13 protein-coding genes and 1 pseudogene are annotated in these 25,865 nt (G+C 69.2%); 10 read left to right on the forward strand and 4 right to left on the reverse strand.

The features are described from left to right. Positions 1–617 precede the first annotated feature (617 nt). Genes NGB36_RS16555 through NGB36_RS16565 form a run of 3 tightly spaced genes read left to right on the forward strand, consistent with a single transcriptional unit; the run spans position 618 to position 14,105 of the window. Positions 618–6,950 carry a protein kinase domain-containing protein gene (locus NGB36_RS16555; protein ID WP_255921056.1) on the forward strand — a complete coding sequence of 2,111 codons (6,333 nt, stop codon included), beginning with the start codon at positions 618–620 and terminating at the stop codon, positions 6,948–6,950. A gap of 34 nt (positions 6,951–6,984) precedes the next feature. Beyond that, entirely contained in the window at positions 6,985–9,960 is a 2,976-nt protein-coding gene (locus NGB36_RS16560; RefSeq protein ID WP_255921057.1) for a DEAD/DEAH box helicase, read from the forward strand. After that, the gene (locus tag NGB36_RS16565) at positions 9,960–14,105 is read left to right on the forward strand and encodes an Eco57I restriction-modification methylase domain-containing protein (protein WP_255921058.1); all 4,146 of its coding nucleotides are present in this window, start codon (positions 9,960–9,962) and stop codon (positions 14,103–14,105) included. The genes NGB36_RS16560 and NGB36_RS16565 overlap by 1 nt, the downstream gene beginning before the upstream one ends. Positions 14,106–14,140: 35 nt before the next feature. On the opposite strand, the gene NGB36_RS16570 is transcribed toward NGB36_RS16565, so the two are convergent. Both NGB36_RS16570 and NGB36_RS16575 read right to left on the reverse strand, forming a co-directional pair. Beyond that, a complete protein-coding gene (locus NGB36_RS16570) occupies positions 14,141–14,326 on the reverse strand; it encodes a DUF397 domain-containing protein (protein ID WP_255921059.1) in 186 nt (61 codons plus the stop codon). Beyond that, the gene (locus NGB36_RS16575; RefSeq protein WP_255921060.1) at positions 14,323–15,180 is read right to left on the reverse strand and encodes a helix-turn-helix domain-containing protein; all 858 of its coding nucleotides are present in this window, start codon (positions 15,178–15,180) and stop codon (positions 14,323–14,325) included. Before NGB36_RS16575 ends, NGB36_RS16570 begins: the two co-directional genes overlap by 4 nt. 170 nt (positions 15,181–15,350) lie before the next feature. Here NGB36_RS16575 and NGB36_RS16580 point away from each other — a divergent pair, with 170 nt between their 5' ends. The 7 genes and pseudogenes from NGB36_RS16580 to NGB36_RS16610 all read left to right on the forward strand — a co-directional run. Beyond that, complete coding sequence (locus tag NGB36_RS16580; RefSeq protein ID WP_255921061.1) at positions 15,351–15,821, forward strand: ATP-binding protein; 471 nt, start codon at positions 15,351–15,353, stop codon at positions 15,819–15,821. A gap of 266 nt (positions 15,822–16,087) precedes the next feature. Further along, positions 16,088–18,463 carry an AAA family ATPase gene (locus NGB36_RS16585; RefSeq protein WP_255921062.1) on the forward strand — a complete coding sequence of 792 codons (2,376 nt, stop codon included), beginning with the start codon at positions 16,088–16,090 and terminating at the stop codon, positions 18,461–18,463. After that, entirely contained in the window at positions 18,460–18,837 is a 378-nt protein-coding gene (locus tag NGB36_RS16590) for a hypothetical protein (protein ID WP_255921063.1), read from the forward strand. Before NGB36_RS16585 ends, NGB36_RS16590 begins: the two co-directional genes overlap by 4 nt. Before the next feature lie 188 nt (positions 18,838–19,025). Continuing rightward, a complete protein-coding gene (locus tag NGB36_RS16595) occupies positions 19,026–20,816 on the forward strand; it encodes a DUF4357 domain-containing protein (protein WP_255921101.1) in 1,791 nt (596 codons plus the stop codon). Beyond that, positions 20,813–22,048: an McrC family protein gene (locus NGB36_RS16600; RefSeq protein ID WP_255921064.1), complete on the forward strand. Its 1,236-nt coding sequence runs from the start codon at positions 20,813–20,815 to the stop codon at positions 22,046–22,048. Before NGB36_RS16595 ends, NGB36_RS16600 begins: the two co-directional genes overlap by 4 nt. Positions 22,049–22,087: 39 nt before the next feature. Next, positions 22,088–22,264, forward strand: a complete 177-nt coding sequence (locus NGB36_RS16605) for a hypothetical protein (protein ID WP_255921065.1) — start codon at positions 22,088–22,090, stop codon at positions 22,262–22,264. Continuing rightward, positions 22,218–23,465: pseudogene (locus tag NGB36_RS16610) on the forward strand (3'-5' exonuclease); the annotation flags it as partial. The gene NGB36_RS16605 and the pseudogene NGB36_RS16610, both read left to right, overlap by 47 nt. A 36-nt stretch (positions 23,466–23,501) precedes the next feature. Here NGB36_RS16610 and NGB36_RS16615 read toward each other — a convergent pair. Continuing rightward, the gene (locus tag NGB36_RS16615; protein WP_255921066.1) at positions 23,502–25,163 is read right to left on the reverse strand and encodes an N-6 DNA methylase; all 1,662 of its coding nucleotides are present in this window, start codon (positions 25,161–25,163) and stop codon (positions 23,502–23,504) included. A gap of 163 nt (positions 25,164–25,326) precedes the next feature. Then, positions 25,327–25,464 (reverse strand): hypothetical protein, encoded by a 138-nt coding sequence (locus NGB36_RS16620; protein WP_255921067.1) that lies wholly within the window; start codon positions 25,462–25,464, stop codon positions 25,327–25,329. Positions 25,465–25,865 lie beyond the last annotated feature (401 nt).

Raw genomic sequence — 25,865 nt, forward strand, 5'->3', positions numbered from 1 at the left:
TCAAGGAGCACGGCATCTTCTCCGGTGCTGAGCCCGGCCAGCCGGGCGAGGCCGTCCACGGCACGAGACGTCACATACCTGTCGGAGTCGGCACATTGCCGTAGCAGAGTCCGCGTCACCACACATCGGGAGGACACATTATCTCCCCGAGTCTGCACAACCATTTCCACATCCGGACGGTCCGGTTCTACATGTATGTGCGCTCCACCGACGGGGCAACCCCAGTCGGGCTAGCCCGTCCCACAGCCGGTTCCGCTCGACCTCACTCAGCCTCAACTTGTGGGCCGTGTCATGAAGACGCGCTCCGGCATGACGCCGTCCACCGCGGATTGCCGGAACTGGGCCAGCAGCCCGGCCACCGCAGCCTTCAGCCCCGGCGTGCGCCCTGTTCGTTCTCGGGTTGGCGTCTCACGCGACCCACCCTCTGCCCGATGACATCCCAGAGGATAATGTCGGTACGTTTACGTTGTCAACGGATGTACTCCATGCCGAAGTTGACGGATTTCGTGTACGGTGACGGCTGTCACACGTTCCGTTCTGACACGCGGAGCGGGCGGCCACAGGGGTTGGGCACAGTCCGTCGCCGGACCGTGCGATAAAGGGGTGAAGGAGTGCCCATGAGCCACGAGTTGATCGATGGCAGATTCCGCGTCGGACGGGTCGTCGGCAAGGGCAACATGGGGGAGGTCCACCAGGCGGAGGATCTGCAGGCCGCTGAGGGCGCCCCCGAGCGCACGGTCGCCATCAAGACCATCCTCCGGCGTCGCACCGGCACCCGGATCGACACCGACACCGACCCCAAGGCCGTCGAACGCTTCGCCCGCGAAGTGCGCATCATGCGCCGCCTCGGCCACCGCAACCTCACGCGGCTCATCGCCGGCGGGATCGCCGAGGACAGCGGTCTGCCCTACCTCGCAATGGAGTTCCTGGACGGCGAGACGCTCCGCGACCTCATCGAGGAGGAGTCACAGCTCCCCGTCTCCTGGGCCGCCGCCATCGGCGCCCAGATAGCCGATGGCCTCGCCGCAGCGCACGCCGCCGACATCGTCCACCGCGACCTGAAGCCCGCCAACGCCATGCTGACCCGCGGCGGTACGGTCAAGGTGCTCGACTTCGGCATGGGCCGCATAGTCGACGACCCCGACGAGGCCCGGCTGACCAGCACCGGCGTCAGCGTGGGGACCGCCCGCTACATGGCTCCCGAGCAGTTCCAGGCCAAGCAGGTCACGCAGGCCGCCGACCTGTACGCGCTGGGCTGTGTCCTGTACGAGATGCTCGTCGGCGTACCCCCCTTCACCAGCGAGTCTCCGTATGAACTAGCCCGCAAGCACATTGGGGAGGCACCGACACCGATCGGGGTGATACGCAGCGAGATACCCGCCGAACTCGCCCGCCTCATCGACCGGTTGCTCGCCAAGGACCCGGCGGTCCGTCCGGTGGACGCCGTGGCCGTCCGCGACGCCCTGCTGCCGCTGGCCGGGCAGGACGAGAACACCACCCATCTGCCGCACTGGAGCGCCCTGGACCCCACCCGCCTGCTGTGCGGCACGGCAGTCGGCGAGGGCCCCGCCGGGGCGGCTCCCACCGCGCAGCCGGTTCCAGTGACCGCCTCCGGCTCCGCCATGGACGTCTTCGGCGTCCACCGCGCGCTCATCAAGGACTACCGCTCCTTCACCGAGGGCGGCACGGTCATCCGCGACGACCGCATCGCCGCCTTCGTCGAGGAGGACCTGAACGACAAGTCGCAGTGGCCGGACCCGTGGCTCTCCCTCAACCCGTTCTTCAAGGGTGGTGGCACCGTCGCGGAACTGGCGGGGCAGGGCGTGTTGCACGAGGAGTGCGCCCGGATCTTCCAGGCGAACAAGACCGAGAACGGCACGGTCCCCGACGGCCGCCCGCTCACCCTCCATCAGCACCAGCGTGAAGCCGTCGACGCCGCCAACTCCGGTGCGTCCTACGTGCTGACCACCGGCACCGGCTCCGGCAAGTCGCTCGCGTACATCGTTCCGATCGTGAACAAGGTGCTGCACGAGCGGGACGCCGGGGGGCCCAGCGCCTCAAGGCGCGTGCGGGCGATCATCGTCTATCCCATGAACGCGCTCGCCAACAGCCAGCTCAAGGAGTTGGAGAAGTACCTCCGCGACGGCTACGGCGCAGGTCGCGAACCGGTCACCTTCGCCCGGTACACCGGCCAGGAGGACGACGAGAAGCGCAAGGAGATCCGCGACAACCCGCCGGACATCCTGCTCACCAACTACGTGATGCTCGAACTGATGCTGACCCGTCCCGCGGACCGGGCCAGCCTCATCAAGATGGCCCAAGGCCTGGAGTTCCTCGTCTTCGACGAGCTGCACACCTACCGCGGCCGGCAGGGAGCCGACGTCGCCCTGCTGATACGACGCGTCCGCGAGGCCTGCCAGGCACAGAACCTGCAGTGCATCGGCACATCGGCCACCATGTCCACGGAGGGCACCCTCGACGACCAGAGGAACGTCGTCGCCCAGGTGGCGAGCACTCTGTTCGGCACGCCGGTGAGCCCGGAGCACGTCATCGGCGAGACCCTCGTCCGCGCGACCGGCGAAACGCCCGACACCGTCCCCGCCCAGCGCCTCACCTCGCCCGCCGCCCCGCGCTCGTACCACGATCTGGTGCGCGACCCGCTGGCCCGCTGGATCGAGACCCGCTTCGGCCTGGCCACGGACGAGGCCACCGGACGCCTCGTGCGACGGCGGCCCACCAAGATCGAGGTCGCCGCCAAGGAGCTGGCCGAGCAGTCCGGGGTCAGCGAAGACGCCTGCGCCGACGCGATCCGCGCCACCCTGGAGGCCGGCTCGCAGGCGCTGCATCCGGTCACCGAGCGACCGCTGTTCGCCTTCCGGCTCCACCAGTTCCTCTCCAAGGGCGACACCGTGTACGTCACCCTGGAGGACAAGCTCTCCCGCCATCTCACCCGCTCCTACCAGCTCGAACAGCCGGGCAGCGACGGCAAGCTGCTGATGCCGCTGGCGTTCTGCCGTGAGTGCGGTCAGGAGTATCTGACGGTGTGGCGCAACGAGAAGGACGGCGAGGTCCGGTACGAGGCGCGACGTGACACCTCCGCGACCGGCGGCCGTCAGGGCGACGGCTATCTCTACGTCGACCACGAACGGGAGTGGCCGTCCAACGTGCAGTACGCGGTGGACGACCGCCGGCTGCCCGAGTCCTGGCTGGAGCTGGACGACAAGGGCCAGGAGGTCGTGAAGAAGGCGTACCGGGACCGGGTCCCGCGCGCCGTCACCGTCGACCCGTTCGGCTACGAGGGGCGCGGCGAACTCCGCGCCGCCTTCATACCGTCCCCCTTCCTGTTCTGTCTGCACTGCGCAGTGGCGTACGAGCAGACGCGCGGCCGGGACTTCGCCAAGCTCGCGACACTCGCCCAGGAGGGACGGTCCTCCGCGACCTCGCTGATCTCCGCCTCGGTGGTGCGTTCGCTGAAGTCGGTGCCGGAGGAGGCACTCGACAAGGAGGCCCGCAAGCTCCTCACCTTCGTCGACAACCGGCAGGACGCCTCCCTCCAGGCGGGCCACTTCAACGACTTCGTCCAGATCACCCAGTTGCGCGGCGCGCTGTACCGGGCGGCGGTGGACGCCGGTGAGGACGGCATCCACCACGAGGAACTGGCCTCCGCGGTGACCAGCGCGCTCGCCATCGACCCGGCCGACTACACCGGGCAGAGCGAGCTGCCGCCGTCGCTCGCCCGCAACGCCGCCAGGACGCTCCGCGACGTGATCGCCTTCCGGCTCTACCTCGACCTGGAGCGCGGCTGGCGCATCACCATGCCGAACCTGGAGCAGACCGGCCTGCTGGAGATCGACTACGCGGACCTGGCCTGGGTCGCGGAGAAGCAGGACCGGTGGGCCGACACGCACCAGGCGCTGCGCGACGCGGATCCGGCGCTGCGCGCGGAGATCACCAGGACGCTCCTCGACGAGATGCGCCGCTCCCTCGCCGTCGACGTGTCCTACTTCCGCGACGACTTCGACGCGCTCCAACGGGCGAGCGAGGAGCGGCTGGCGGACCCCTGGGTGCTCTCCGCCTCCGACAAGCCGCGGGTCGGCACCGCCTATCCGCACCCGTCCCGACCGGGCACGGACCGCTCGGCCCTCTTCCTGTCGGCGCGCGGCAAGTTCGGCAAGTACCTGCGGCGCGCGGACGCGTCCTTCAAGGAACTCGGCCCCGACGACCTCCAGCTGGTCATCGAGGAGCTGCTCAAGGTCCTGGCCACGGCGGGCCTGGTGAAGGAGGTCGCGGACGCCCCGCGGGGGGTCCCCCCGCGGGGCAGGGGGAGCGCCGGCCGCTACCGGCGGCCCTCCGCCCCGGTACGGACCGGCTACCGGGTGGCCGCCCAGTCGCTCATCTGGCGGGCCGGAAAGGGCGAGACCGGCGCTCACGACCCGCTGACGCGCACCTACTCCAGCGGCGACGGCCCCCGCGTCAACACCTTCTTCCGGGACCTGTACAGGGACGCGGCAGGCGCCCTGTCCGGCCTGTTCGCCCGCGAACACACCGCGCAGGTCGTGCCGGAGGAGCGGGAGAAGCGTGAGGACGCCTTCCGCAAGGCCGAGTTGAAGCTGCTGTACTGCTCACCGACGATGGAACTGGGCGTCGACATCTCCTCGCTCAACGCGGTGATGATGCGCAACGTGCCTCCCACGCCCGCCAACTACGCGCAGCGCTCGGGCCGCGCGGGCCGCAGCGGCCAGCCCGCCCTGGTGACGACGTACTGCGCCACGGGCAACAGCCACGACGAGTACTACTTCCGCCGCTCGGAGCGCATGGTGGCGGGCGCGGTCGCCCCGCCGCGCCTGGACCTCGCCAACGAGGACCTGGTCCTCTCCCACCTCCAGGGCATCTGGATAGCCGAGGCGGGCCTGAAGCTGGGCCGCGCCATCCCCGAAGTCCTCGATGTGTCCTACCCGGACACCGGCGACCGTCCGGCACCGGCCCTGGGGCTGCTGCCCGACATCCTCGCGGCCTCCCTCGACGAGAGCGCCCAGCGCCGTACCGTCGACGCCGCACTGCGCGTCCTCGGCCCGCTGCTGCCCGACTTCGCCGAGACCACCTGGTGGCACGACGACTGGATCCAGGACAGGGTACGAACGGTCCCGGAGCGGTTCGACAACGCCTTCGAGCGCTGGCGGAAGCTCTTCCGCGCCGCCCTCGACGACCAGTACATCCAGAACAAGCGCCGCCTCGACTACACCCTCACCGAGGGCGACCGCAACCGGGCCAACGCCCGCCGCCGCGAGGCGGAGACGCAGCTGAACCTGCTGATGAACGAGAGCGTCGACAGCAAGTCCGTGCTCTCCGACTTCAACCCGTACCGCTATCTGGCGTCCGAGGGCTTCCTGCCCGGCTACAGCTTCCCGCGCCTCCCGCTCGCCGCATACATCCCTACGGTCGGCCGCCGCCGAGGGGACGGCGACTTCCTCCAGCGGCCCCGCTTCCTCGCCATCCGCGAGTTCGGCCCGGGCGCGCTGATCTACCACGAGGGCGCCCGCTACCAGGTGACCCGCATCCAGCTGCCGCCCGACTCCTCAGGCGACCTGGCGACCAGTGAAGCCCGCCGCTGCGCCCACTGCGGCTACCACCACGACCCCGAAGAGCGCGAGGACAACTGCGAGATGTGCAAGGAGCGGCTGGGCTCGGCGACCTACGGCCTGCTGCACCTGCACACCGTGTACACCACGCGCCGCGAACGCATCTCCTCGGACGAGGAGGAGCGGCGCCGCGCCGGCTTCAAGCTGGAGACCTCGTACCGCTTCCACGACCACGGCACCCGCAAGGGCCGCCTGAACGCGTCGATCGCCGACGCCTCGGGCGGGCAACTGGCCACGGTCACGTACGGCGACTCGGCGACGGTGCGGATCACCAACATCGGTCGGGTCCGTGCCAAGAGCGACGAACCGGCGGGCTACTGGCTGGACATGGCCGACGGCCGCTGGATGAACGACAAGGACGCCGCCGAGGCCTCCGGCGACTCCAGCGAGCTCCCGGTGATCGACGCGGACGGCAACGAGCGGCGTCGCAAGAAGCGTGTCATCCCCTACGTGGAGGACCGCCGCAACATCCTCGTCGTCACCCTCGACGAGCCGCTGCCCGAGCCGGTCGCGCTCTCCCTGATGTACGCGCTGGAGCGGGGCATCGAGGCCGCGTTCGAGCTGGAGGACGCCGAGCTCACCGGTGAACTGCTGCCGCCGGACGGCGGTCCGCGCAACCGCATCCTGTTCATGGAGGCCAGCGAGGGCGGAGCAGGTGTGCTGCGCCGCCTCCAGGCGGAGCAGGACGCCCTGGCCAAGGCCGCCCAGCAGGCCCTCGCCATCTGCCACTTCGGGCCGGGCGGCGAGGACCGCGGCGGCGAGGAGCACCGTCCCGGCCGGGCCTGCGCGCTCGGCTGCTACGAGTGCCTGCTGACCTACGGCAATCAGCTCAACCACGCCCTGATCAACCGCCATTCGGCGCGCGACCTGCTGGTGCGGCTCGCCTCGGCGACGGCGCACCGGGAGTCCCGCGGGGAGTCGCGGTCGGAGCAGTACCGGCGGCTGCTCGACCAGGCCACCGCCCAGCCCCCGGCCGCGCTCACGCCGGTCGAGACGTCGGCCGCTGAACTCGCGGCGCAGGGCGACTTCCTGGGCTGGGTGAAGGCCCGCGGCCTGCGGCTGCCGGACGAGCCCGGCACGTTCCTCACGGAGGCGAACGCCACCCCGGACTTCGTGTACCGGCTGCCCGGCGTGAACCTGGCCGTCTTCGTCGACTCCGCGGACGAGGAGCGGGACGCCTTCCGGGACGAGGACGCCGAGGACCGGCTGTTCAGCGCCCGCTGGGACGTCGTCCGCTTCCCGCACGGCGCGGACTGGGACGCCATCGCCGCTGCGAACAGCCGCTACTTCGGCACGCCCGCCGCCAACTGACCCCATCGCTCTGCACGAGGACTTGACGACTGACATGGCACTTACGTACTCCGCCGGATCCCTGGTGAGGGCCCGCGGCCGCGAATGGGTGGTGCTCCCCGAGAGCGAGCCCGACCTGCTGGTGCTGCGCCCGCTGGGCGGTTCGGACGACGACATCGCCGCGGTCTTCCCGGCGTTGGAAGAGATCAGGGGCGCCGAGTTCGCGCCACCGGAACCGGGCGACCTCGGCGACCAGCGCGCGGCGGGCCTGTTGCGTACGGCGCTGCGGGTCGGCTTCCGCTCCGGCGCGGGACCGTTCTGCTCACTCGCCGGCATCGCGGTGGAGCCGCGCGCCTACCAGCTGGTGCCGCTCCTCATGGCCCTGCGACAGCAGACCGTCCGCATGCTCATCTCCGACGACGTCGGCATCGGCAAGACCATCGAGGCGGGCCTGATCGCGAGCGAACTCCTCGCGCAGGGCGAGGCCACGGGCCTGGCGGTGCTGTGTTCCCCCGCGCTCGCCGAGCAGTGGCAGCAGGAGCTGCGCACCAAGTTCGGCATCGACGCCGAGCTCGTCCTCGCCTCCACGGTCTCCCGGCTGGAGCGCGGCCTGGACCTCGGCCAGTCCCTCTTCGACAGGTACCCGCACGTCATCGTGTCGACGGACTTCATCAAGTCCACGCGCCACCGCGACGACTTCGTCCGCCACTGCCCCGACCTGGTGATCGTCGACGAGGCGCACACCTGCGTGGCCGCCGACGACACCTCGGCCGGATCGCAGAACCAGCTCCGCTACGAGCTCCTGCGCCGCGTCGCCGAGGACGCCACCCGGCACCTGCTCCTCGTCACGGCGACCCCGCACAGCGGCAAGGAGTCCGCGTTCCGCAACCTCCTCGGCCTGGTCAAGCCGGAGCTGTCGTCGGTGAACCTGGACTCGGAGGGCGGCCGGAAGCTCCTGGCCCAGCACTTCGTGGCCCGCAAGCGCGCCGACGTACGCCAGTACCTGACCAAGGAGGACGGCCTCGGCGACGACTCGCTCGCCGAGCGCACGGCGTTCCCCTCGGACCGCTACTTCAAGGACGAGACGTACAAGCTGTCCCCGGCCTACCGCGCCCTGCTCGACGACGCGATCGCGTACGCGAGTGAGCGCGTCGAGGCGGCCGACAACCAGGGCCGGCGGGAGGCGCGGATCGCCTGGTGGTCGGCGATCGCGCTGCTGCGTTCGCTGGTGTCGTCGCCGAGGGCGGCCGCGCAGACTCTTCGGACCCGCTCGGCCGCGGCGGTTGCGGCGTCTGCGGAGGAGGCCGACCGGCTCGGCGCCCCGCTCACCAGCGACTCGGCGGACAGCGACGCGCTGGAGGGCATGGACGTGGCGCCCGGCGCTGAGACCGAGGAGCACGCGGGCTCCCGGCTGGCCGAACTAGCCGACCGAGCCGTGCAGTTGGAGGGCCCGGAGCAGGACCTGAAGCTGAAGGCGCTCATCAAGCACCTCAAGGCGCTGCTCGCCGACGGCCACAACCCCATCGTGTTCTGCCGCTACATACCCACGGCGGAGTACCTGGCCGCCCAGCTCGCGAACGACCCGGAGACGAAGAAGCGCGGCCCGCTCGGCGCGAAGACCGTGGTGAAGGCGGTCACCGGCACCCTCTCCCCGCAGCAGCGCATCGAGCGCATCGAGCAGCTCGCCGAGGAGGCCGGCGAGGACGCCGCCGCCCGCCGCGTCCTCATCGCCACCGACTGCCTGTCGGAGGGCGTCAACCTCCAGCACCACTTCGACGCCGTCGTCCACTACGACCTGGCCTGGAACCCGACCCGCCACGACCAGCGCGAGGGCCGCGTCGACCGCTACGGCCAGAAGAGGGACCAGGTCCGCGTCATCACGCTGTACGGCGAGGACAACGGCATCGACGGCAAGGTCCTCGACGTCCTCATCAAGAAGCACCGGCAGATCAAGAAGGACCTCGGCATCTCCGTCTCCGTACCCGACGAGATGTCGACCGGCGTCACGGACGCGATCGTCGAGTGGCTGCTGCTGCGCGGGCGGCAGGGCGAGCAGCAGGCCCTGTTTGGCTCAGACGCCTTCCAACAGAGCTTCGCGGACCTGGACAAGGACTGGAACTCGGCCGCGGAGCGCGAGAAGGCGTCCCGTTCACGGTTCGCGCAGCGCTCGATCCACCCGGAGGAGGTGGCCCGCGAGGTCGCCGCGATCCGCGAGGCCCTCGGCGGCGCGGGCGAGATCCACACCTTCGTACGGGAGTCGCTGGGCGCGCTGAACGCGGTACTCCGCGGGAACACTGACGGCGACTTCACCGCGGAGGTGGGCGGCACCCCCGCCGGCCTGCGGGACGCGCTCGCGCCGGTCGTCGGCGCGGAGGTGATCGAGAAGGACCGCCCGATCCCGTTCCGCACCGACCCCGCGGTCGCGCGCGGCGAGGCGGCGCTGGTGCGGACCGACCCCGTGATCGGCGCCCTCGCGGCCCACGTCCTGAACGCCGCCCTGGACACCCGGGCCGACGGCGCGCGCCCGGCCCGCCGCTGCGGCGTGATCACCACGGACGCGGTCGGCACGCTCACCACCCTGCTCCTGGTCCGCTACCGCTTCCACCTCACGCTGCCCTCCCGCAGCGGCGAGAAGCAGCTGGTCGCGGAGGACGCCCGCCTGCTGGCGTTCCAGGGCTCCCCGAAGAACGCGGTGTGGCTGTCGCAGGAGGAGGCCCTGGCCCTGCTGGACGCCTCGGCCTCGGAGAACACCGACCGGCACTTCGGCGAGCGCACGATGACCCGGATCCTCGGCCGCCTCCCGGACGTCTCGGACCACCTGGCGGCGCACGGCGACGAACTGGCCGCCGAGCTCGACGCCTCCCACCGCCGGGTGCGCGCCGCGTCCGGCGAGATCGTCCGGGGCCTGTCCGTCGCGGCCCAGAAGCCCGCCGACATCCTCGGCGCCTACGTCTACCTGCCCGCCATGCCTGCCGCCTCCGTCGCCGGTGCCGCACCCGGCTCCGCCGCTTCCGCTGGAGTGTCCGCCTGATGTCCGCCACCACCCGCAACCAGGTGTTCTCCGCCGTCCACACGGTCGGCGCACTGCTGCCGGCCGACATGCTGGTCCGGATATCCGAGGGCAAGGACGTCCCCGGCGCCAAGCCCGCCGAGTACGGCCTGCCGTCGTCCCGTTCGGTACGGGACGAGGCCGAGCGCAGCTGGGAGTACCTCAAGCCGCTCTGGCGCGAGCTCCGCACCCGGCTCCCCGAGAACCCGGAAACGGGCCTCCCGGCCGCCGACCCCACGGGCATAGCCCAGGCCGACTGGCTGGCGCCGCTCTGGCGCGAGCTGGGCTTCGGGCGGCTGACGTCGGTGGGCGCGGCGGGGGTTACGGCCGACTCCGACGCGGAGAAGAGGTTCGAGGTCTCGCATCGCTGGCGGCACGCCCTCATCCACCAGACGGCATGGAACGCCGACCTGGACAAGCGCCCTGGCGGCGCGGGCACGGTCCCGCCGCAGTCGATGCTCCAGGAATGCCTCAACCGGACCGAGGCCCACCTGTGGGGAATACTCACGAACGGCCGACAGGTCCGCCTGCTGCGCGACTCCAGCGCGCTGGCCACCGCCTCGTACGTCGAGTTCGACCTCGAAGCGATCTTCGACGGTGAGCTGTTCAGCGAGTTCGTGCTGCTGTACCGGCTGCTGCACGTCTCCCGCTTCGAGGTCGCGGAGGACGCTGCGCCCTCGGCGTGCTGGCTGGAGAAGTGGCGCACGGAGGCCATCGCCTCGGGCACGCGGGCGCTGGACCAGCTCCGCAAGGGCGTCCAGACGGCGATCACCACGCTCGGCACGGGCTTCCTCAAGCACCCCGACAACCGCGAGCTGCGCGAGAACCTGGACGTCAAGACCTTCCACTACGCGCTGCTGCGCCTGGTCTACCGGCTCCTGTTCCTGTTCGTGGCCGAGGACCGCGACGTACTGCTGTCCCCGGCGGCGGACGAGACGGCCAAGGACCGGTACGCCAAGTACTTCTCGTCCGCGCGGCTGCGGCGCCACGCCCAGCGGCGCCGGGGTACGGCCCACGGCGACCTGTACCGGGCGCTGCGCTTCGTCCTGTCCGGTCTCGCCAACGACGACGGCCGCCCCGAGCTGGGCCTGCCCGGTCTCGGCGGCATCTTCGATGACACGGAGGCGGACAAGGTCCTGCACGGGCTGGCCCTGTCCAACGAGCCGCTGCTGGAGGCGGTTCGCGCGCTGTCAATCGTGCGCGACGCGGGCACCAAGCGGAACCGTGTCGTTGACTACCGCCACCTGGACGCCGAGGAGCTCGGCTCCATCTACGAGTCCCTGCTGGAACTCGTGCCGAAGCACAACGCGACCGACCGCACCTTTGAGCTGGTGGAGCTGGCGGGCAACGCCCGCAAGACGACGGGTTCTTACTACACCCCTTCCTCGCTCATCGACTGCCTGCTTGATTCGGCCTTGGACCCGGTCATCGACGGCGCGGTCAAGCGCGGTGAGATCCGCGCAACGCGCTCGGGGCAGCCGGACCCCCGCGACGCCATCGTGGAGGAGCTGCTGTCGCTGACGGTCTGCGACCCGGCTTGCGGCTCCGGCCACTTCCTGGTGGCTGCGGCTCGTCGCATCGCCAAGCGGGTGGCTGCGGTACGGGAACAGAACCCTGAGCCGACGCTCGATGCCGTACGGCACGCACTGCATGAGGTCGTCGCGCGGTGCATCTACGGCGTGGACCTCAACCCCATGGCGGTTGAACTGGCCAAGGTGTCGCTGTGGCTGGAGGCCCTGGAGCCGGGCAAGCCGCTGGGCTTCCTGGACGCGCATGTGAAGCACGGGAACGCGCTGATCGGGGCGACGCCTGCGCTGCTGGCCGGGGGCATCCCGGATGACGCGTTCAAGCCGATTGAGGGGGATGAAAACAAGATCGCGGAACGCTTGAAGATTCGGAACGCCTCTGAGAGAGGTGGCCAGTTGAGCTTTCACACCGAAGAGCGCATGTGGGTGTCCAACGCCACCTTCGCAGCGAGTTTGCGGGACATCACTTCCGCCCCTACGGACACCCTTCGCGACGTGCGGCTTCAGTCGAGCCGCTTCCGTGACCTGGAGCAGTCCGCCAGCTACCTCCACGCCCTCCACATCGCTGATGCTTGGTGTGCCGCCTTTGTCTGGCCCAAGGTCCAGGGGGCACCGACACCTGTCACCGAGGGCGTGTTCCGCGACCTCCAGAATCCCAGTGCTGGCATACCCATCACCACCAACGACGAAATCATCCGTCTTGCCCAGCAGTACAAGTTCTTCCACTGGCATCTGGAGTTTCCCGAAGTCTTCGCCGTCGTCGAGGGCAGCAAAGCGGCTTCAGACATTGAACCTGCGGCGGGATGGGCCGGTGGATTCTCCTGCGTTGTGGGCAACCCACCGTGGGACAAGGTCGACTTTGAGGACAAGAAGTACTTCAGCGTAGTCGAGCCATCAGTCGCTGTGATCTCAGGGACTGCCAGGCGCACCCGGATCACCGAATGGGAACGAGAGAATCCGGAGGCGGGCGGGCGGTACCGGGCGGCGCGACGTATGGTGAAATCGACGTTCCTGTTCGCCTCGAGCTCCCGTTCCTTTCCCTTGTGCGCGAAGGGGCTGACTGTCAAAGGGGTCAACTCTCTTCAGACAGACCAACTGTTCGCTGAACGGTTCGCAACGATCGTGGCACCCAAGGGCCGCTTCGGTGCCATCATCCCGACCGCGATTGCCACAGGCGCGGGCGCCCAGCATCTCTTCAATGACTTCACCCAGCGCGGCGCGCTGGCCTCTCTCTACGATTTCGAGAACAGGAAGAGCCTCTTCGAAGGCGTAGATTCTCGCTACAAGTTCTGTCTGCTCTCACTCGCGGGTCGAGGTCTCGCCGAACCCGCCGCCAGGTTCGCATTCTTTCTCTACGACACCTCGGACCTCGAAGACGCAGGCCGCCTCTTCGCGCTCAGTCCAGAGGAGATCAACCTCATCAACCCAAACACCGGAACGCTCCCGATCTTCCGCTCGCGGCGAGATGCCGACCTTACAGCGGCCATCTATCGGCAAATTCCGGTGCTATGGAATGAGACGAAGAAAGATGGAAACCCCTGGGGTATTGCCTTTAAGCGCCTCTTTGATATGACTGACGACTCCGATCTGTTCCGTACCCGCGAGGCCCTGTTTCGGGAGGGATGGGAACTGGAGGGGAATGTCTTCGTGCGGGGCGCGCAGCGGATGTTGCCACTGTACGAGGCGAAGATGGTTGGCTTCTTCAACCATCGCGCCGCCGATGTCGTGAAGAGCGAGACAGCAGTTAACCGCCAAAACCAACCCCGTTATCTGCGCCAGGACGAGCTCCAAGACGCTGGGCGGTTCGCCCTCCCCATACACTGGATCGCCGAGCGCGGCCTCATCCCCACCCGGCGGAAGGACAGAGACGTCGCGGTTGCGGGCGTGAGCGTTCGGTTGGACGAGGTGAAATGGGACCGGGAGTGGCTCTGCGGCTGGTGCGATGTCACCGCCTCGACGAACGAGCGCACGGCCATTCCCGCCTTCCTCCCCCGAACTGCCGTCGGCCACAAGTTCCCGCTGATGCTTCCGCGTGTGTCGCCCGACCTCGCCGCGGCCCTGATCGCGGCCCAAAGCTCTCTAGTCTTCGACTACGTGAGTCGGCAGAAGATCGGCAGCACCAGTATGGGTCTATTCATATGGAAGCAGCTTCCCGTTCCCACACCAGAGTCGCTGACCCCCCATTTGTCCTTCCTCATTCCGCGGGTCCTCGAACTTGTCTATACCGCCTATGACATGGATCCACTTGCCCGTGATCTCGGCGAAGCTGGCGCCCCCTTCCGGTGGGACGAGGAGCGTCGTGGCGTGATCCGCGCTGAGCTGGACGCGTACTTCCTCCACCTCTACGGGATCAGCCCCGATGATGCGGAATACATACTGGAGGCCTTCCAGACCGACTCGGGCGGCGGCCTGAAGAACAACGAGATCGCCAAGTATGGCGAGTACCGCACCAAGCGCATGGTGCTCGCCGAGTACGACCGCATGGTGGCGGCCGGGCTCAGCCTGGAGAACCCTCTCGTGGATGGCGAGAACTACACCTCCACCCTCACTCCGCCCCCGGGCCAGGGCCCGCGTCACGAGCCCTGGCCCGAGGCTGGGTGAGGTTCCACCGACGTGCGGCTGGGCCCGCGAAGGGCTCAGCCGTGCGCGGCGAAGCGCACGAACTGCACCCACTCGTCGCGGCCGATGGTGAGCTCCGGGCCATCCTTGTCCTTGGAGTCCCGCACGTGGACGGCCTGTTCGGTGACGGCGACCTCCGCACAGCTGTCACCCTGCGTGCCGCTGTAGCTGGACTTGAACCAGGCGAGTTCTCTCGTGCTCATAGCTCTCCTCGCAGTCGCTCCAGCAGGCCCCGTGAGTCTTTGGGGTTGAGGGCCTGCGAGCGCAGTGTGTCATAGCGCTGGTGGAGGAGGCTCACCTCTTTTACGTCGGCGATCAGCCGTCCGTTTTGCTGCCCTTCTGAGTACGCAAGGCGCTTCCCTTCTGGCGTTTCCAGCAACTGCACCGGTCCGTCCAGACATGCATGTACCTCGGCCTCTAGCGGCACGACTTGCAGCGTGACGTTGCGCTGTGCGCTGAGCTCCAGCACATAGTCGAAGAGGCGCCGCATCACCTCCGCACCTCCGAGCCGCATTCGGAAGACCGACTCCTCCACGATGAAGCTGAATGGGACGTGTGGACGCTCAGACAGCATCTTCTGGCGCTGCAACCGAGCGGTGACTTGGGCCTCCAACTGGTCATCGGTGAGCAGCGGAATGCTGTTGTCGAACACCGCCCGCGCATACCCCTCCGACTGCAACAACCCCGGCACCAGCCGGCACTCATACGTACACAAGCTCACCGCCACCCGCTCCAGCCGCGCCCACCGCCGGAACCAGACCGCGAGCCCGGCCTCGCCCCGCGTCAGGTACCGGGCCGCCTTCCGCAACGCGCCCGTGTTGCCCAGGGCTTCCTCCGCCCGTTCCACGAAGGCCTCGTCGGGCATGCGGCGGCCCAACTCCACGGACTCCACGGTGTGCTTGGAGAAGCGGACGCGTTCCGCGAACTGGGCCCGGCTGAGGCCCGCATGCTCGCGTAGGGCCTGGACGACGGCCCCGAAGGTCCGCAGACTGTCCGAGGGATCGGGCTCCCGCTCCCAGTCGACGTTACCGGCCACCTCGGCGTTGTCGGTTGTCATGCGCGGCCCCTCCCGGTGCTGTACCTGGCGCTGTGTGCGACGTCCCGCGATCGACTCACCCAGCGTGACGGAGAGACCGGCGTACGGTCCACCAAACGTGCCCGTACGCTGACGCACCGTACGGGGCGTGCCGCTTCCCAACGCCGGTGGACGCCCGCCACCGTGGCCACATGAGCGCAACCACGCCCCAAATCCCGCCCACCGTACGGGCGTTCGCCCAGCTGCTGCCCTCCACGCGGGGCGGGGCTCGCCTCGCCCGGCTGGTCGCCGCCGAGCAACTGCGGGCCTGGTCGGCGGAGCCCGACGTCACCGAACGTGCCGTGCTGATCGTGGCCGAGCTGGCCGCCAACGCGGTCCTGCACGCACGCGTGAGGGGCCGTGACTTCCGGCTCGCGCTGACGCTCGACGCCTCGACCGACACCCTCCGCATCGAGGTCACCGACGCCCGCGGCGACCGTCACCCCACGCGCCGGAACGGCGCAGGGGCGGACGAGGAGTCCGGCCGCGGCCTGCTCCTCGTGGATGCGTTGGCTGACCGCTGGGGTACGCGACCGTTCCCGCCGAGCGGGAAGACCGTCTGGGCGGAAACACGCCTCGGTCCCAGGTCGCAACCGGAGCAGCGCCGCTCCGGCCTTCTGTGAGGCATCGTCGGCACTCCCGCACCCGGCCTTGGAGGTCACCAAGGCCGGCACGCGCAGTACAGCCCAGCCCGAGCTCGACGCCCGTCAGCTGTCGAGCACTGCCCCGGATTCCGAACCTGCGTGTGTACACAAATTCGATTACCTGCCTATCAGAGAATACGTTGACAGCGCTAACACGCCTCCGTCATGGTTAGGGCCAACGGTGCGGTGCGGGCTGAGTCGCCCTGATCCCACCTCAACTCCCGTGGCGCCCAAGGAGCAGCGCGATGTCTGACGAGCCATCCCCCCCTATGCTTCTACGAGACGTACTCCTCAGTCGCCTGCTCGAATCCGGCCTGGCGCCCGAGGCGCAGGATGTGCTCAGGGAGGTGGTGCCCGAAGCTCCCGTCAGGAGCGACGGGCAGGCCCGCTCCCTCTTCCTGCGGTCCATCACTGCCGCCGGATGGCGCGGCATCGGCCCCGCCACCAGCCTCGACCTTCGGCCCGAACCGGGCCTGACGGTCATCGCGGGACGCAACGGCTCCGGTAAGTCCAGCGTCGCGGAAGCGGCCGAGATGGCGCTGACGGGCGGCAACTACCGTTGGCAGGACCGGACCTTGATCTGGAAGAAGGGGTGGCGCAACCTGCACGACCACGCCGACCCCCAGGTGTCCGTCGAACTGTGCGCCGACGACGGGAGCGCTCCGGTGACGGTCCGTCGGCGCTGGAGCGGCCCTGGTGTGGACGACTGCCGCACCGAGGTGGAGGGCGGCGCATCCGCTCTACACGAGGTCATCGATCCGGAACAGATCTCCCTCTACCGGCCCTTCCTCCCGTACAGCGAGCTCGGGGCGGTGATCACCGGGCCTTCCACCGCGCTCCATGACACTCTCGCCAAACTCCTGGGCCTGGAACTGCTCAGCGACATCTACAAGCAGGTGAGTGCCCTGCTGAAGAAGCACCAGGACGAGGTCGCGGCGTCGAAGGCACTCACCGAGACCGTCCTGCGTGAACTGTCCGAGCACGACGACCCGCGTGCCGCGGAAGCGGTCGCCGCGCTCGAAGGGCGTCACCCCGACCTCGACCGCATGCGTCTGCTCCTCGCGGGCAACACCGTCGCCGACGACACCGCGCTCGCCCGGCTGCGCCGCCTGGCGGTTCTGCAGGCTCCCGACCGGCAGGCCGTCGCCGCCGCCGTTGCCCGGCTCCGGAAGGCGGCCGCTGACGCGGAGGACGTGCGGTGTACCTCCGCAGAGGACGCACGGCAGCTGATCGACCTGCTGGAGAGGGCACTCGCCCATCGCCGCCGCCACCCCGACTCCACCGAGTGCCCGGTCTGCGGAAGCGCCGATCGCCTCGACGGGCGCTGGGCCGAGGGCGCCCGCGAGCAGGTGGAGCGGCTGCAGTCGGAAGCGGAGGCGGCGCAGGCCGCGCGCCGGGAGCTGGCGGCCGCCGTGCGGGACGTCCACGATGCGGTTCAGCCGGTCCCGGCCTGGCTCCAGGCCGACGAGCCGTCGCTCGCCGCCCTCTGGCGCGACTGGGCCGCGTGCCGTGCCGTACCGGACCCACGTGAACTGGCGGACCGGGCGGAACGCGCCGAGGCCGTGCTCGGCGATGCCTGCCACCAGGTGCGGGAGGACGCCGCGCGGCGCCTCGACGAGCAGGACGGCCGTTGGCAGACGGTCGCGGGACGCCTCACCGAGTGGCTCCGGCACGCCGAGGCCGCACAGCGGGCGGAGGACCGGATCAAGCAGGTCAAGGCGGCACGTACGTGGCTACAGAAGCTCACCGACGAACTGCGGGAAGCGCGCCTGAAGCCGATCGCCGACCAGTCGCAGATGGTGTGGAAGCTGCTGTGCGAGCGCAGCAGCGTCTCGCTCGGTTCGATCAGCCTCGCGGGAGCGGCCGCCCAGCGCAAGGTCGTGCTCGACGTGTCCGTCGACGCCATGGACGCGCCGGCCTTCGGGGTCATGAGCCAGGGCGAGCTGCACTCGCTGGCCCTGTCGCTGTTCATCCCGCGGGCCACGCACGAGAGCAGCCCGTTCAAGTTCCTGGTGATCGACGACCCGGTCCAGTCCATGGACCCGGAGAAGGTCGACGGCCTGGCCAGGGTCCTGGACCTGTACGCCCAGCACCGGCAGGTCGTCGTCTTCACCCATGACACCCGTCTTGAGGAGGCCATCCGCCGCCTCGGCATCAGGGCGACGATCAAGCAGGTCTCCCGTCAGACCGATTCCGTCGTCCGCATCGTCCCCGTCAGCGACCCGGTGACCCAGGCTCTGGACGAGGCGCGCGCGATAGCGCTCGACGGAAACCTGCCGCCGGACGTGGCAGACCGGGTGCTTCCGGCGATGTGCCGCGTGGCCCTGGAGGCGGCCCTTCTCGCCCGGGCGCGCAGCACCTTGCGGGCGGCCGGGCTCGACTGGCGTGCCATCGAGGACAGGATCGCGAAGGCCGACTCGCTCACCGCACTCGCCGCGATCGCCCTGGACGTGCAGCACGCCATCGTTCTCGACGTCATCGCCCAGGACCACGGCGCCTGGGCCACGGACTTGATCCGGCAGTGCAACAAGGCGTCCCACCAGGCGTCCGAGCCCGTGGGCGACCGCAGGGACCTGGTCCGCCGGACCGAGCGGCTCGCGAAGGCGGTGCTGGCCCGATGACTCTTCCCACCAGCGGCCTCCTCGCCGCCGCCGACCGGCTGCTCAACCCGCCACCGGACACCGCGCTCACTCTCGCCCCCGGGCTTCGGGCACGCGCCGCGGCGGTCCTGCTCCGGCTGGCCCTGGACGAGACACTCGACGCGTTCTGGCGCGGCATCAGCCCGGCCATGACCCGCAACGGGCGCAGCAGAATGCTCTGCCTCCAGTGGTACGTGCGGCCGTCCGTCGCCCGGCACTGGCACACCACATGGGCCGCGCTCAGCGCCGCCTGCCACCACCACACCTACGAACTGCCGCCCACGCCCGGTGAAGTACGGGCGTGGCATCAGGACGTCACCGAACTGCTGAACGTCCTGCCCTCCGCCCGGATATAAGCCCGGCCCGGCGTACGCCGTCGCCCGGACACGTTTCCGAGCATGCTGCGATCCACGTGTTCGGGCCTCGCCGGTACTGTCGCAGCGACGAGGCGCACGCAAGGCAGACATCAGCACGAGGAGTGTGTGTGAGCCAGCAGCACATAGCGGCGTCCGAGGCGGCGCCGTCTCCCGAGTTCCAGTTGCGTATGCCGAACGGCGGGCCGCTCGCGCGAGGACGGCTGCTGCCGGAGAAAGGGACGAACGGGAGTCAGAAGTTCCTCGTGCTTGCCGGTTCTCCCGCCCGGCCCCAGGTAGTTCCTTCGTTCCCGCTTCGTATGCCGTCCTCTCATCGCCTCAGGGAGCGGCTGATCGAAGGAGGGGCCATCACCCGGTCCGCCTCGTGGCCGGGCCAACTGGAGACGACGCGGGACATCGAGTGCAACTCACCCTCTGCCGCCGCCGAGATCCTGATGGGACGCAGCGCCAATGGCTGGGTGGAGTGGAAGACCTCCGACGGTCACCCCTTGGGCGACTTCCTCAACCACGTGGGGTGGGGGCCGAACCGGACCTGGCTGGTGCGCGGGTCGAACGTCTCCGGTCTTGACCTTGTCCAGCGGATGTGGCTTCCCGAGCAACGCGTCACGCTCGCCGCCGCTCGACTGAGGCAAGGAGTCGAACACGGGGTCGCCAAGGACTCGCTGCGGTCGATCGTCGAGGAGGACTACGAATCGACGGCCACCTACAGCCAGAAACTGGAGCTGGTCGAGGGGCTCCATGCCTTCTTGTCCCGAATGAAGCCGGGCGACACCGTGTGCACGATCTCCGGCGGCAGGTTGTACGTCGGCGAGATCACGGGTGCTGTGGAACAGGTGGAGTCCGAGGACGGACGATCCAATCTGCGCCGGCCAGTTGAGTGGAAGACGGCCGGGTACGCCTACGACGAGTTGCCGGAGGCCCTTCAGCAGAAGCTGTCCGTGCAACATGACGTCGTGGACCTCACCTCGGTACGCGCCCTCGTCGACGGGCTCGGGTTGACGGACGAGGAACTTGCCGACGAGGCGGCCGAAGTCGTGGAGCGGGATCCGAGCGTCGAGATACCGGCGATCACCGCCCGGCGGGTGCTGGAGCTTCCGGTGCCGACGGACGCCCTGGCCGACGAACTCCTGGTACACGACACCGAGTGGCTGCGCGAGGTTCACGACCTGCTCTGGGACGACCGGCAGGTGGTGCTGTACGGGCCGCCGGGCACGGGCAAGACCTATCTGGCGCTGAAGCTCGCGGAGTTCCTCGGAGGAGGACCCGAGCAGGTGAAGCTGGTGCAGTTCCACCCCTCGTACTCCTACGAGGACTTCTTCGAGGGCTTCCGGCCGCGGGAGGACCCCGAGACGCGCGAGGTCGCCTTCCGTCTGACGGCCGGCCCACTGAGGGAGCTGGCCGACCTCGCCTCCCTGGAAGGCAACCGGCACATCCCGCACTTCCTGATCATCGACGAGATCAACCGCGCCAACCTGGCGAAGGTCTTCGGTGAGCTGTACTTCCTCCTCGAATACCGGAACAGGTCCGTGCGGCTCACCTACTCCGGTGACGACTTCGCCCTGCCGCCGAACCTCTTCGTGATCGGCACGATGAACACCGCGGACCGGTCCATCGCGCTGGTGGACGCGGCGATGCGGCGCCGGTTCGCCTTCGTGGAGCTGTCGCCGCGTACCGAGCCGACGAGCGGGCTGCTGCGGCGCTGGCTGGCCAAGGAGGGCAAGGATCCCGAGCCCGCCGATCTGCTCGACGCCCTCAACTCGCGTATTGACGACGCAGACTTCCGCATCGGCCCCTCGTACCTCATGAAGAAGGGCGTGTACCGGGAAGGCGGTCTGGAGCGCACCTGGCGGACGAAGATCCTTCCGCTGCTGGAAGAGCACCACTACGGGGAGGGCGTCGACATCGAGCAGCGGTACGGCCTGGCAGCGCTGAGGGAATCTCTGGGACGGTCCCCACAATGACCTCACCGACGCCCGTCGCAGCGGTCTCCACCGTCGAACTGGTCGAGCACGCGCCGGCCAGGTCCGTGCCGCTGGCGGACGCGGTCGGCCGCGCGCTCGCCACCGCGGGAATCGTGGACGCCGCCCCCGACCCGTACACGCCGGGGCACTGGTCGCTGCGGGCAGGGAGCAAGGTCGGGGCGGTGGCCGTCACCGTTCCGGGCGGCGGCGCACCGGTCAGCGTACGCATCACGCCCAAGGTGCCCATCGCCCGCCTGTTCTTCCTGCTCGGCTACAGCCTCGATCCGCGCGGTGGCTGGCGCGACGGGGAGGTCGAGGTGGGGGATCACCGCGACCTGCTTCCGGCGTTCGCCCACGCCGTGGAGCGGCAGGTGGACCGGGCACTGCGGCAGGGCCTGCTGCAGGGATACCGGGCGACGGAGGAGACGGCTGTCGTCGTCCGCGGCCGGATCCGGGAGGCCGAGCAGATCCGCCGCCGTTTCGGGGCGACCCTGCCGGTGGAGGTGGCGTACGACGAGTTCACCACCGACATCGCGGAGAACCGCATCGTGCGCACCGCCGTGGAGCGTCTGCTGCGCCTGCCCGGCATACCGTCTGACGTGCGCCGCCGACTGCTGCACCAGCGTGCTCGCCTCGCCGACGTCACCCCGATCGTGCGCGGCAGGCCGCTCCCCGAGTGGCGTCCTTCGCGCCTCAACTCCCGTTATCACCCGGCGCTGCGCCTCGCGCGCGTCGTCCTGGACGGCGCCTCCGTGGAGCACGAGCCCGGCGAACTGCACATCGACGGCTTCCTCCTCGACATGAACAAGCTTTTTGAGGACTTCGTGACCGTCGCCCTGCGGGAGGCGTTCCGCGGCTCCGGCCGCACGGCCCGGCTCCAGGACCCGCACCACCTCGACGAGGCCGCCGCGATCCGCATGCGGCCGGACTTCGTCCTCTACGGGGCGGGCGGCACCCCGACGGCGGTGGTGGACGCCAAGTACAAGGCCGAGAAGCGCGACGGCTATCCGGACGCCGACCTCTACCAGATGCTCGCCTACTGCACGGCGCTGGGCCTGCGGGACGGGCACCTGGTGTACGCGAAAGGCAACGCCGCACACGCGGCCCATCAGGTGCGGCATGCGGGCATCGTCATCCATCAGCACGCCCTCGACCTGGACCAGCAACCGGCCGGCCTGCTCGCGGACATCGCGGTCGTAGCCCGGCAGATCGTTCCCGACCTGCGCGTATGATGCGCCGCGACGGGTCCGTCAAGGGTGGGGAGTCGCCTCGTGCCGCAACTCGCGTTCGCCAACAGCTTCTGGGAGAGCTACGACGTCCTGGACAAGCCCGTCAAATCCGGCGTGCGCAAGGCGATGGAGAAGTTCCAGCAGCTCACCGTTGCCGAACTGCACGCCGACCGTCCTGCTCACGACCTACACCACCGCCCTCGCCGCAGCCCTCCGTGAGAACCTCGCCCTCCTCCTTGACGGCGACAGGTCGCTGCTCGACCGCGTGGAGGTGACGACGGTCAACGCCTACGCGCACCAGGTGGTGACCCGCCTCGACGGCAGGGCTCCCTCTCCCATCGGCGACCGGGAGGAGCGGCAGCTGTGGCAGCGGGTCGCCCAGACGCTGGGGCTGCCCTGGACGGAGCAGTTCCTGGCCCAGGAGTACCGGCACGTCATCCTCGCCCAGGATCTCCGAGACCTGAACGCCTACCGGGCCGCGTCCCGGCGCGGGCGCGGCAGCGCGCTCCCGCCCGCGCGGCGGGAGCGGTTGTGGCCCGCTGTCGAGCGGTTCACGTCGCTGTTGCGAGACAGGGGGGCAACCACGCACCTGGGGGTGTGCGCTCGTGCTGCCGAACTCCTGGCTCGCTCCGCGCCGGAGTTCGGCCATGTCGTGGTCGACGAGGCGCAGGATCTGCATCCCGCTCAATGGCGTGTGCTGCGGGCCGCGGTGACGCCCGGCAGCGACGACGTGTTCATCACGGGCGACCCGCACCAGCGCATCTACGACTCCAAGGTCTCCCTGGGCTCGCTCGGCATCTCGGTAGCCGGGCGCACGAACCGCCTGCGCATCAACTACCGCTCCACGGAGGAGATTCTCGCCTGGTCGACCGGAATTCTCAGTCCTGTGGTCGTCGACGATCTGGGCGGCGAAGGAAGCGACACCCTGGCCGGCTACCGTTCGCTGCTGCACGGTCGAAGGCCGCACGTGGAGGGGTACGGTTCCGAGCAGGCGGAGGTCGCAGCGCTGGTGGAGCGCGTCGAGCATTGGATCGCCCAGGGCATCCGGCCCTCCGAGATCGGCGTGTGCGCTCGCTTCAACCTGCTCATCGACAAGGTGTACGACAAGCTGGCCGTGGCCAAGGTGCCGGTGGTCCGCGTCAAGGGCAATCCGGGACCGGATGCGGAGGGCGTGCGGCTGGCGACCATGCACGCCATGAAGGGCCTTGAGTTCCGGTGCGTCGCCGTCCTCGGAGTGACCGCGAGCGCGGTGCCGTTCGCACGCGAGGTCACACCGGCCGGCGTGGACGCGCTCCAGCACGAATCGGACATGTTGCGGGAGCGGTGCCTGCTGTTCGTGGCGTGCACCAGGGCGCGGGAAGCACTGGCCGTCTCCTGGAGCGGGTCGCCCAGTTCGTTCCTACCGCAGGCAGGGAATTGACGTGCCTGCGCCTCCTGGCCGCGAGAACCGCTTGGCTCACTCCGTAGGTTCTTGGGGAACGAGTGCCCCGTTGCCCAGCCCGTCCCGTGCCAGCGCCGCCGCCTCCCGGCTCAGCTCCGTCACCCTCCGCATGCGCTCCTCGAACTCCAGGAGCGCGCGAAAGGCGGCTCCGTAGCGGAGCTGGTCGGCGATGTCCATCTGTGGGATACGGGCACCCCGACCATCGAGTCGCAGGGTACCGCTAGTGCTCGTCGAGCGGCGGAGGTTCGCCGCGCTGCTCAGGAAGCCCCGCAGGTAGTCCGTGTCGAGCTGGTCGTTCACTGAGATCGGCTCCGCGTCGCCGTACTCTACGAGCCCGGCCCGGGCGAGTTCCGCGACACTGACGGATGGCCCCTCCAACAGCCCGGGAGTATCGCCTGCGGTCAGTGCCGGCAGGCAGTCGAGGATTCCTTGTACTTGCTGCGCCAACTCCTTCCGCAGCGTTTGGTATTCGGTGACGTAGTCGCGGTGCGATTCCTCGACGTGGCGGCCGGGAGTGAGGTCGACGACATCGTCCAGCAGGTCGATCAGCGGCACATCCGTCACCTGGCCCGGGCCCACCTCCAGGGAACCGTCAGGATCGTTCGCCGTCAGGTCGACCATGCGTACGGACGCGGTGGCGTCGCCGACCGGTTCGGGGCGGCGCAGGTGCCACAGATGCACGGGAAGAGAATGGGATGCCGCTGTGCCGGGCGGCAAGGCAATGATCTGCGTGAGGATGCCACGCCGTACGAGTTCGGCGCGGATACGGCGGCCTGCCTTGCGGTAGGCGACCGACGCGGGCATGACCATGAGAACGCGGCCGCCGGGAGCGGTGTGTGCGTAGGCGTGCTGGAGCCAGGCGAGTTCGCCTTCGGCACGCGAGGGAGTGCCCAATTCCCAGCGGGCGTCGAGGAGCAGGTCTTCCCGTCCCCAGTCGGTGACGCCCACTGGTGGATCACAGACGACGAGCTCTGCTCTGATATCCGGCCACTGGTCGTCGCGCAGGGAGTCGCCCGTGGCGATGGTGGCACCGGTGTGATCCGTGAGGCTGGCACGCAACTGCGCGAATCTCGCGCTGCGGGCATCCGACTCCTGCCCGTAGCGTTTGGCCTGCTGCCCCGGCCCGACGGCGAGAAGCAGTGTGCCGATGCCACAGGCCGGGTCGAAGAGAACGGCGTCGCGTGTGACCTCACCGGCGAAATGGCGCACGGCGCGGACGACGCGGGGCGAGGTGACCTGGTCCGATCCGGCCCGGCGTACGGAGTCGGTGAAACGTTCACTCAGGGCGGCGACCACGTCGGCCACTGAGGCGCTCGCAGCCAGGTCCTGCGTCAGTCGAACCGCCTTCTTCGGAAGCTCGGGAGTCGGCTCCCCACTGGCGAGAAAGTGGAAGACATCGGCGAGCCCGCGGATGATCTCGTCTCCGTAGGCCCCTCGCAACACTTGCCATAGCTGGACCTCCTGGGAGACCTCCTGCCCCTTACGCTGCCGGTCCAGCCATGCCTGCACGTCGGCCAAGGCGAATAGCGGAGTGTTCGCTCCACCACCCGCAGGGGGCGGGAAGTCGTCGTAGCGCCGTCTCCAGTTGGAGACGGCAGCACGGGTCACCCCCGCGAGCCGAGCGATCTCAGAGCCGGTGACCAGCGGACCGGCCAGTGGTCCGGCATTGTTTTTCATGCCGGTAACCGTACACGGACCTGCGCAACGCCTTCAATGCTGGAGGTTGTTGACGGTGTCAACGATTGGTTACGTACCTATCTTCGTGCACAGTTCGCGGTCAGTGTTGCCGGACGCCGCGCTCACAGCCCCAGGTCGGCGACGTATTGTCGTTATCGCCGGATCACGGATACCGCTCGGCTTGACTCCCTGCCGTTACGCCGACCAGGCTTGCGGATGCGAGCACGTCGGCCAGAAAATCCCTGAGTTCCGAGGCGGTCCACTCGGCCTGCACGGCTTCATGGAGCTTGACTGCGTGCACAAGTACATCATCGGCTACTGGCAGGCCGACGGGTTGAATCGCTGGCCTGACCTGCGCCCGTGCGCCGCCGCACCCCGGCTACGCCTGGGCGCTGCCGCGCCCCCACGCATTCGCAGATCCTGAAATCGACCACAAGCCTGCGAGTTCAACTCTCCGGCGCCCCAAGCGGACCAGCCCTCTGATGAAGCGTTCGAGTTGGAACATCCGAGTCGAAAGGCAGGCGGGCGGCGGGATAACGGACCGATGTCGCTGGGGTATCGGCCCGGACAGGGATGTCAAGGCGGCATCAGGTCGGATCGCCGGGGCGTCAGGGGCGCGCTAAGGAGTGTTCCCCCGGGCGTCCCGGACCGGTTCTATACCGCTGCTGGTTCCACCGGCACCGCTCCCGGCCTCCGTGTCCC

Origin of the sequence: Streptomyces humicola, from assembly GCF_024436035.1 — a bacterium.
Taxonomy (GTDB): domain Bacteria; phylum Actinomycetota; class Actinomycetes; order Streptomycetales; family Streptomycetaceae; genus Streptantibioticus_B; species Streptantibioticus_B humicola.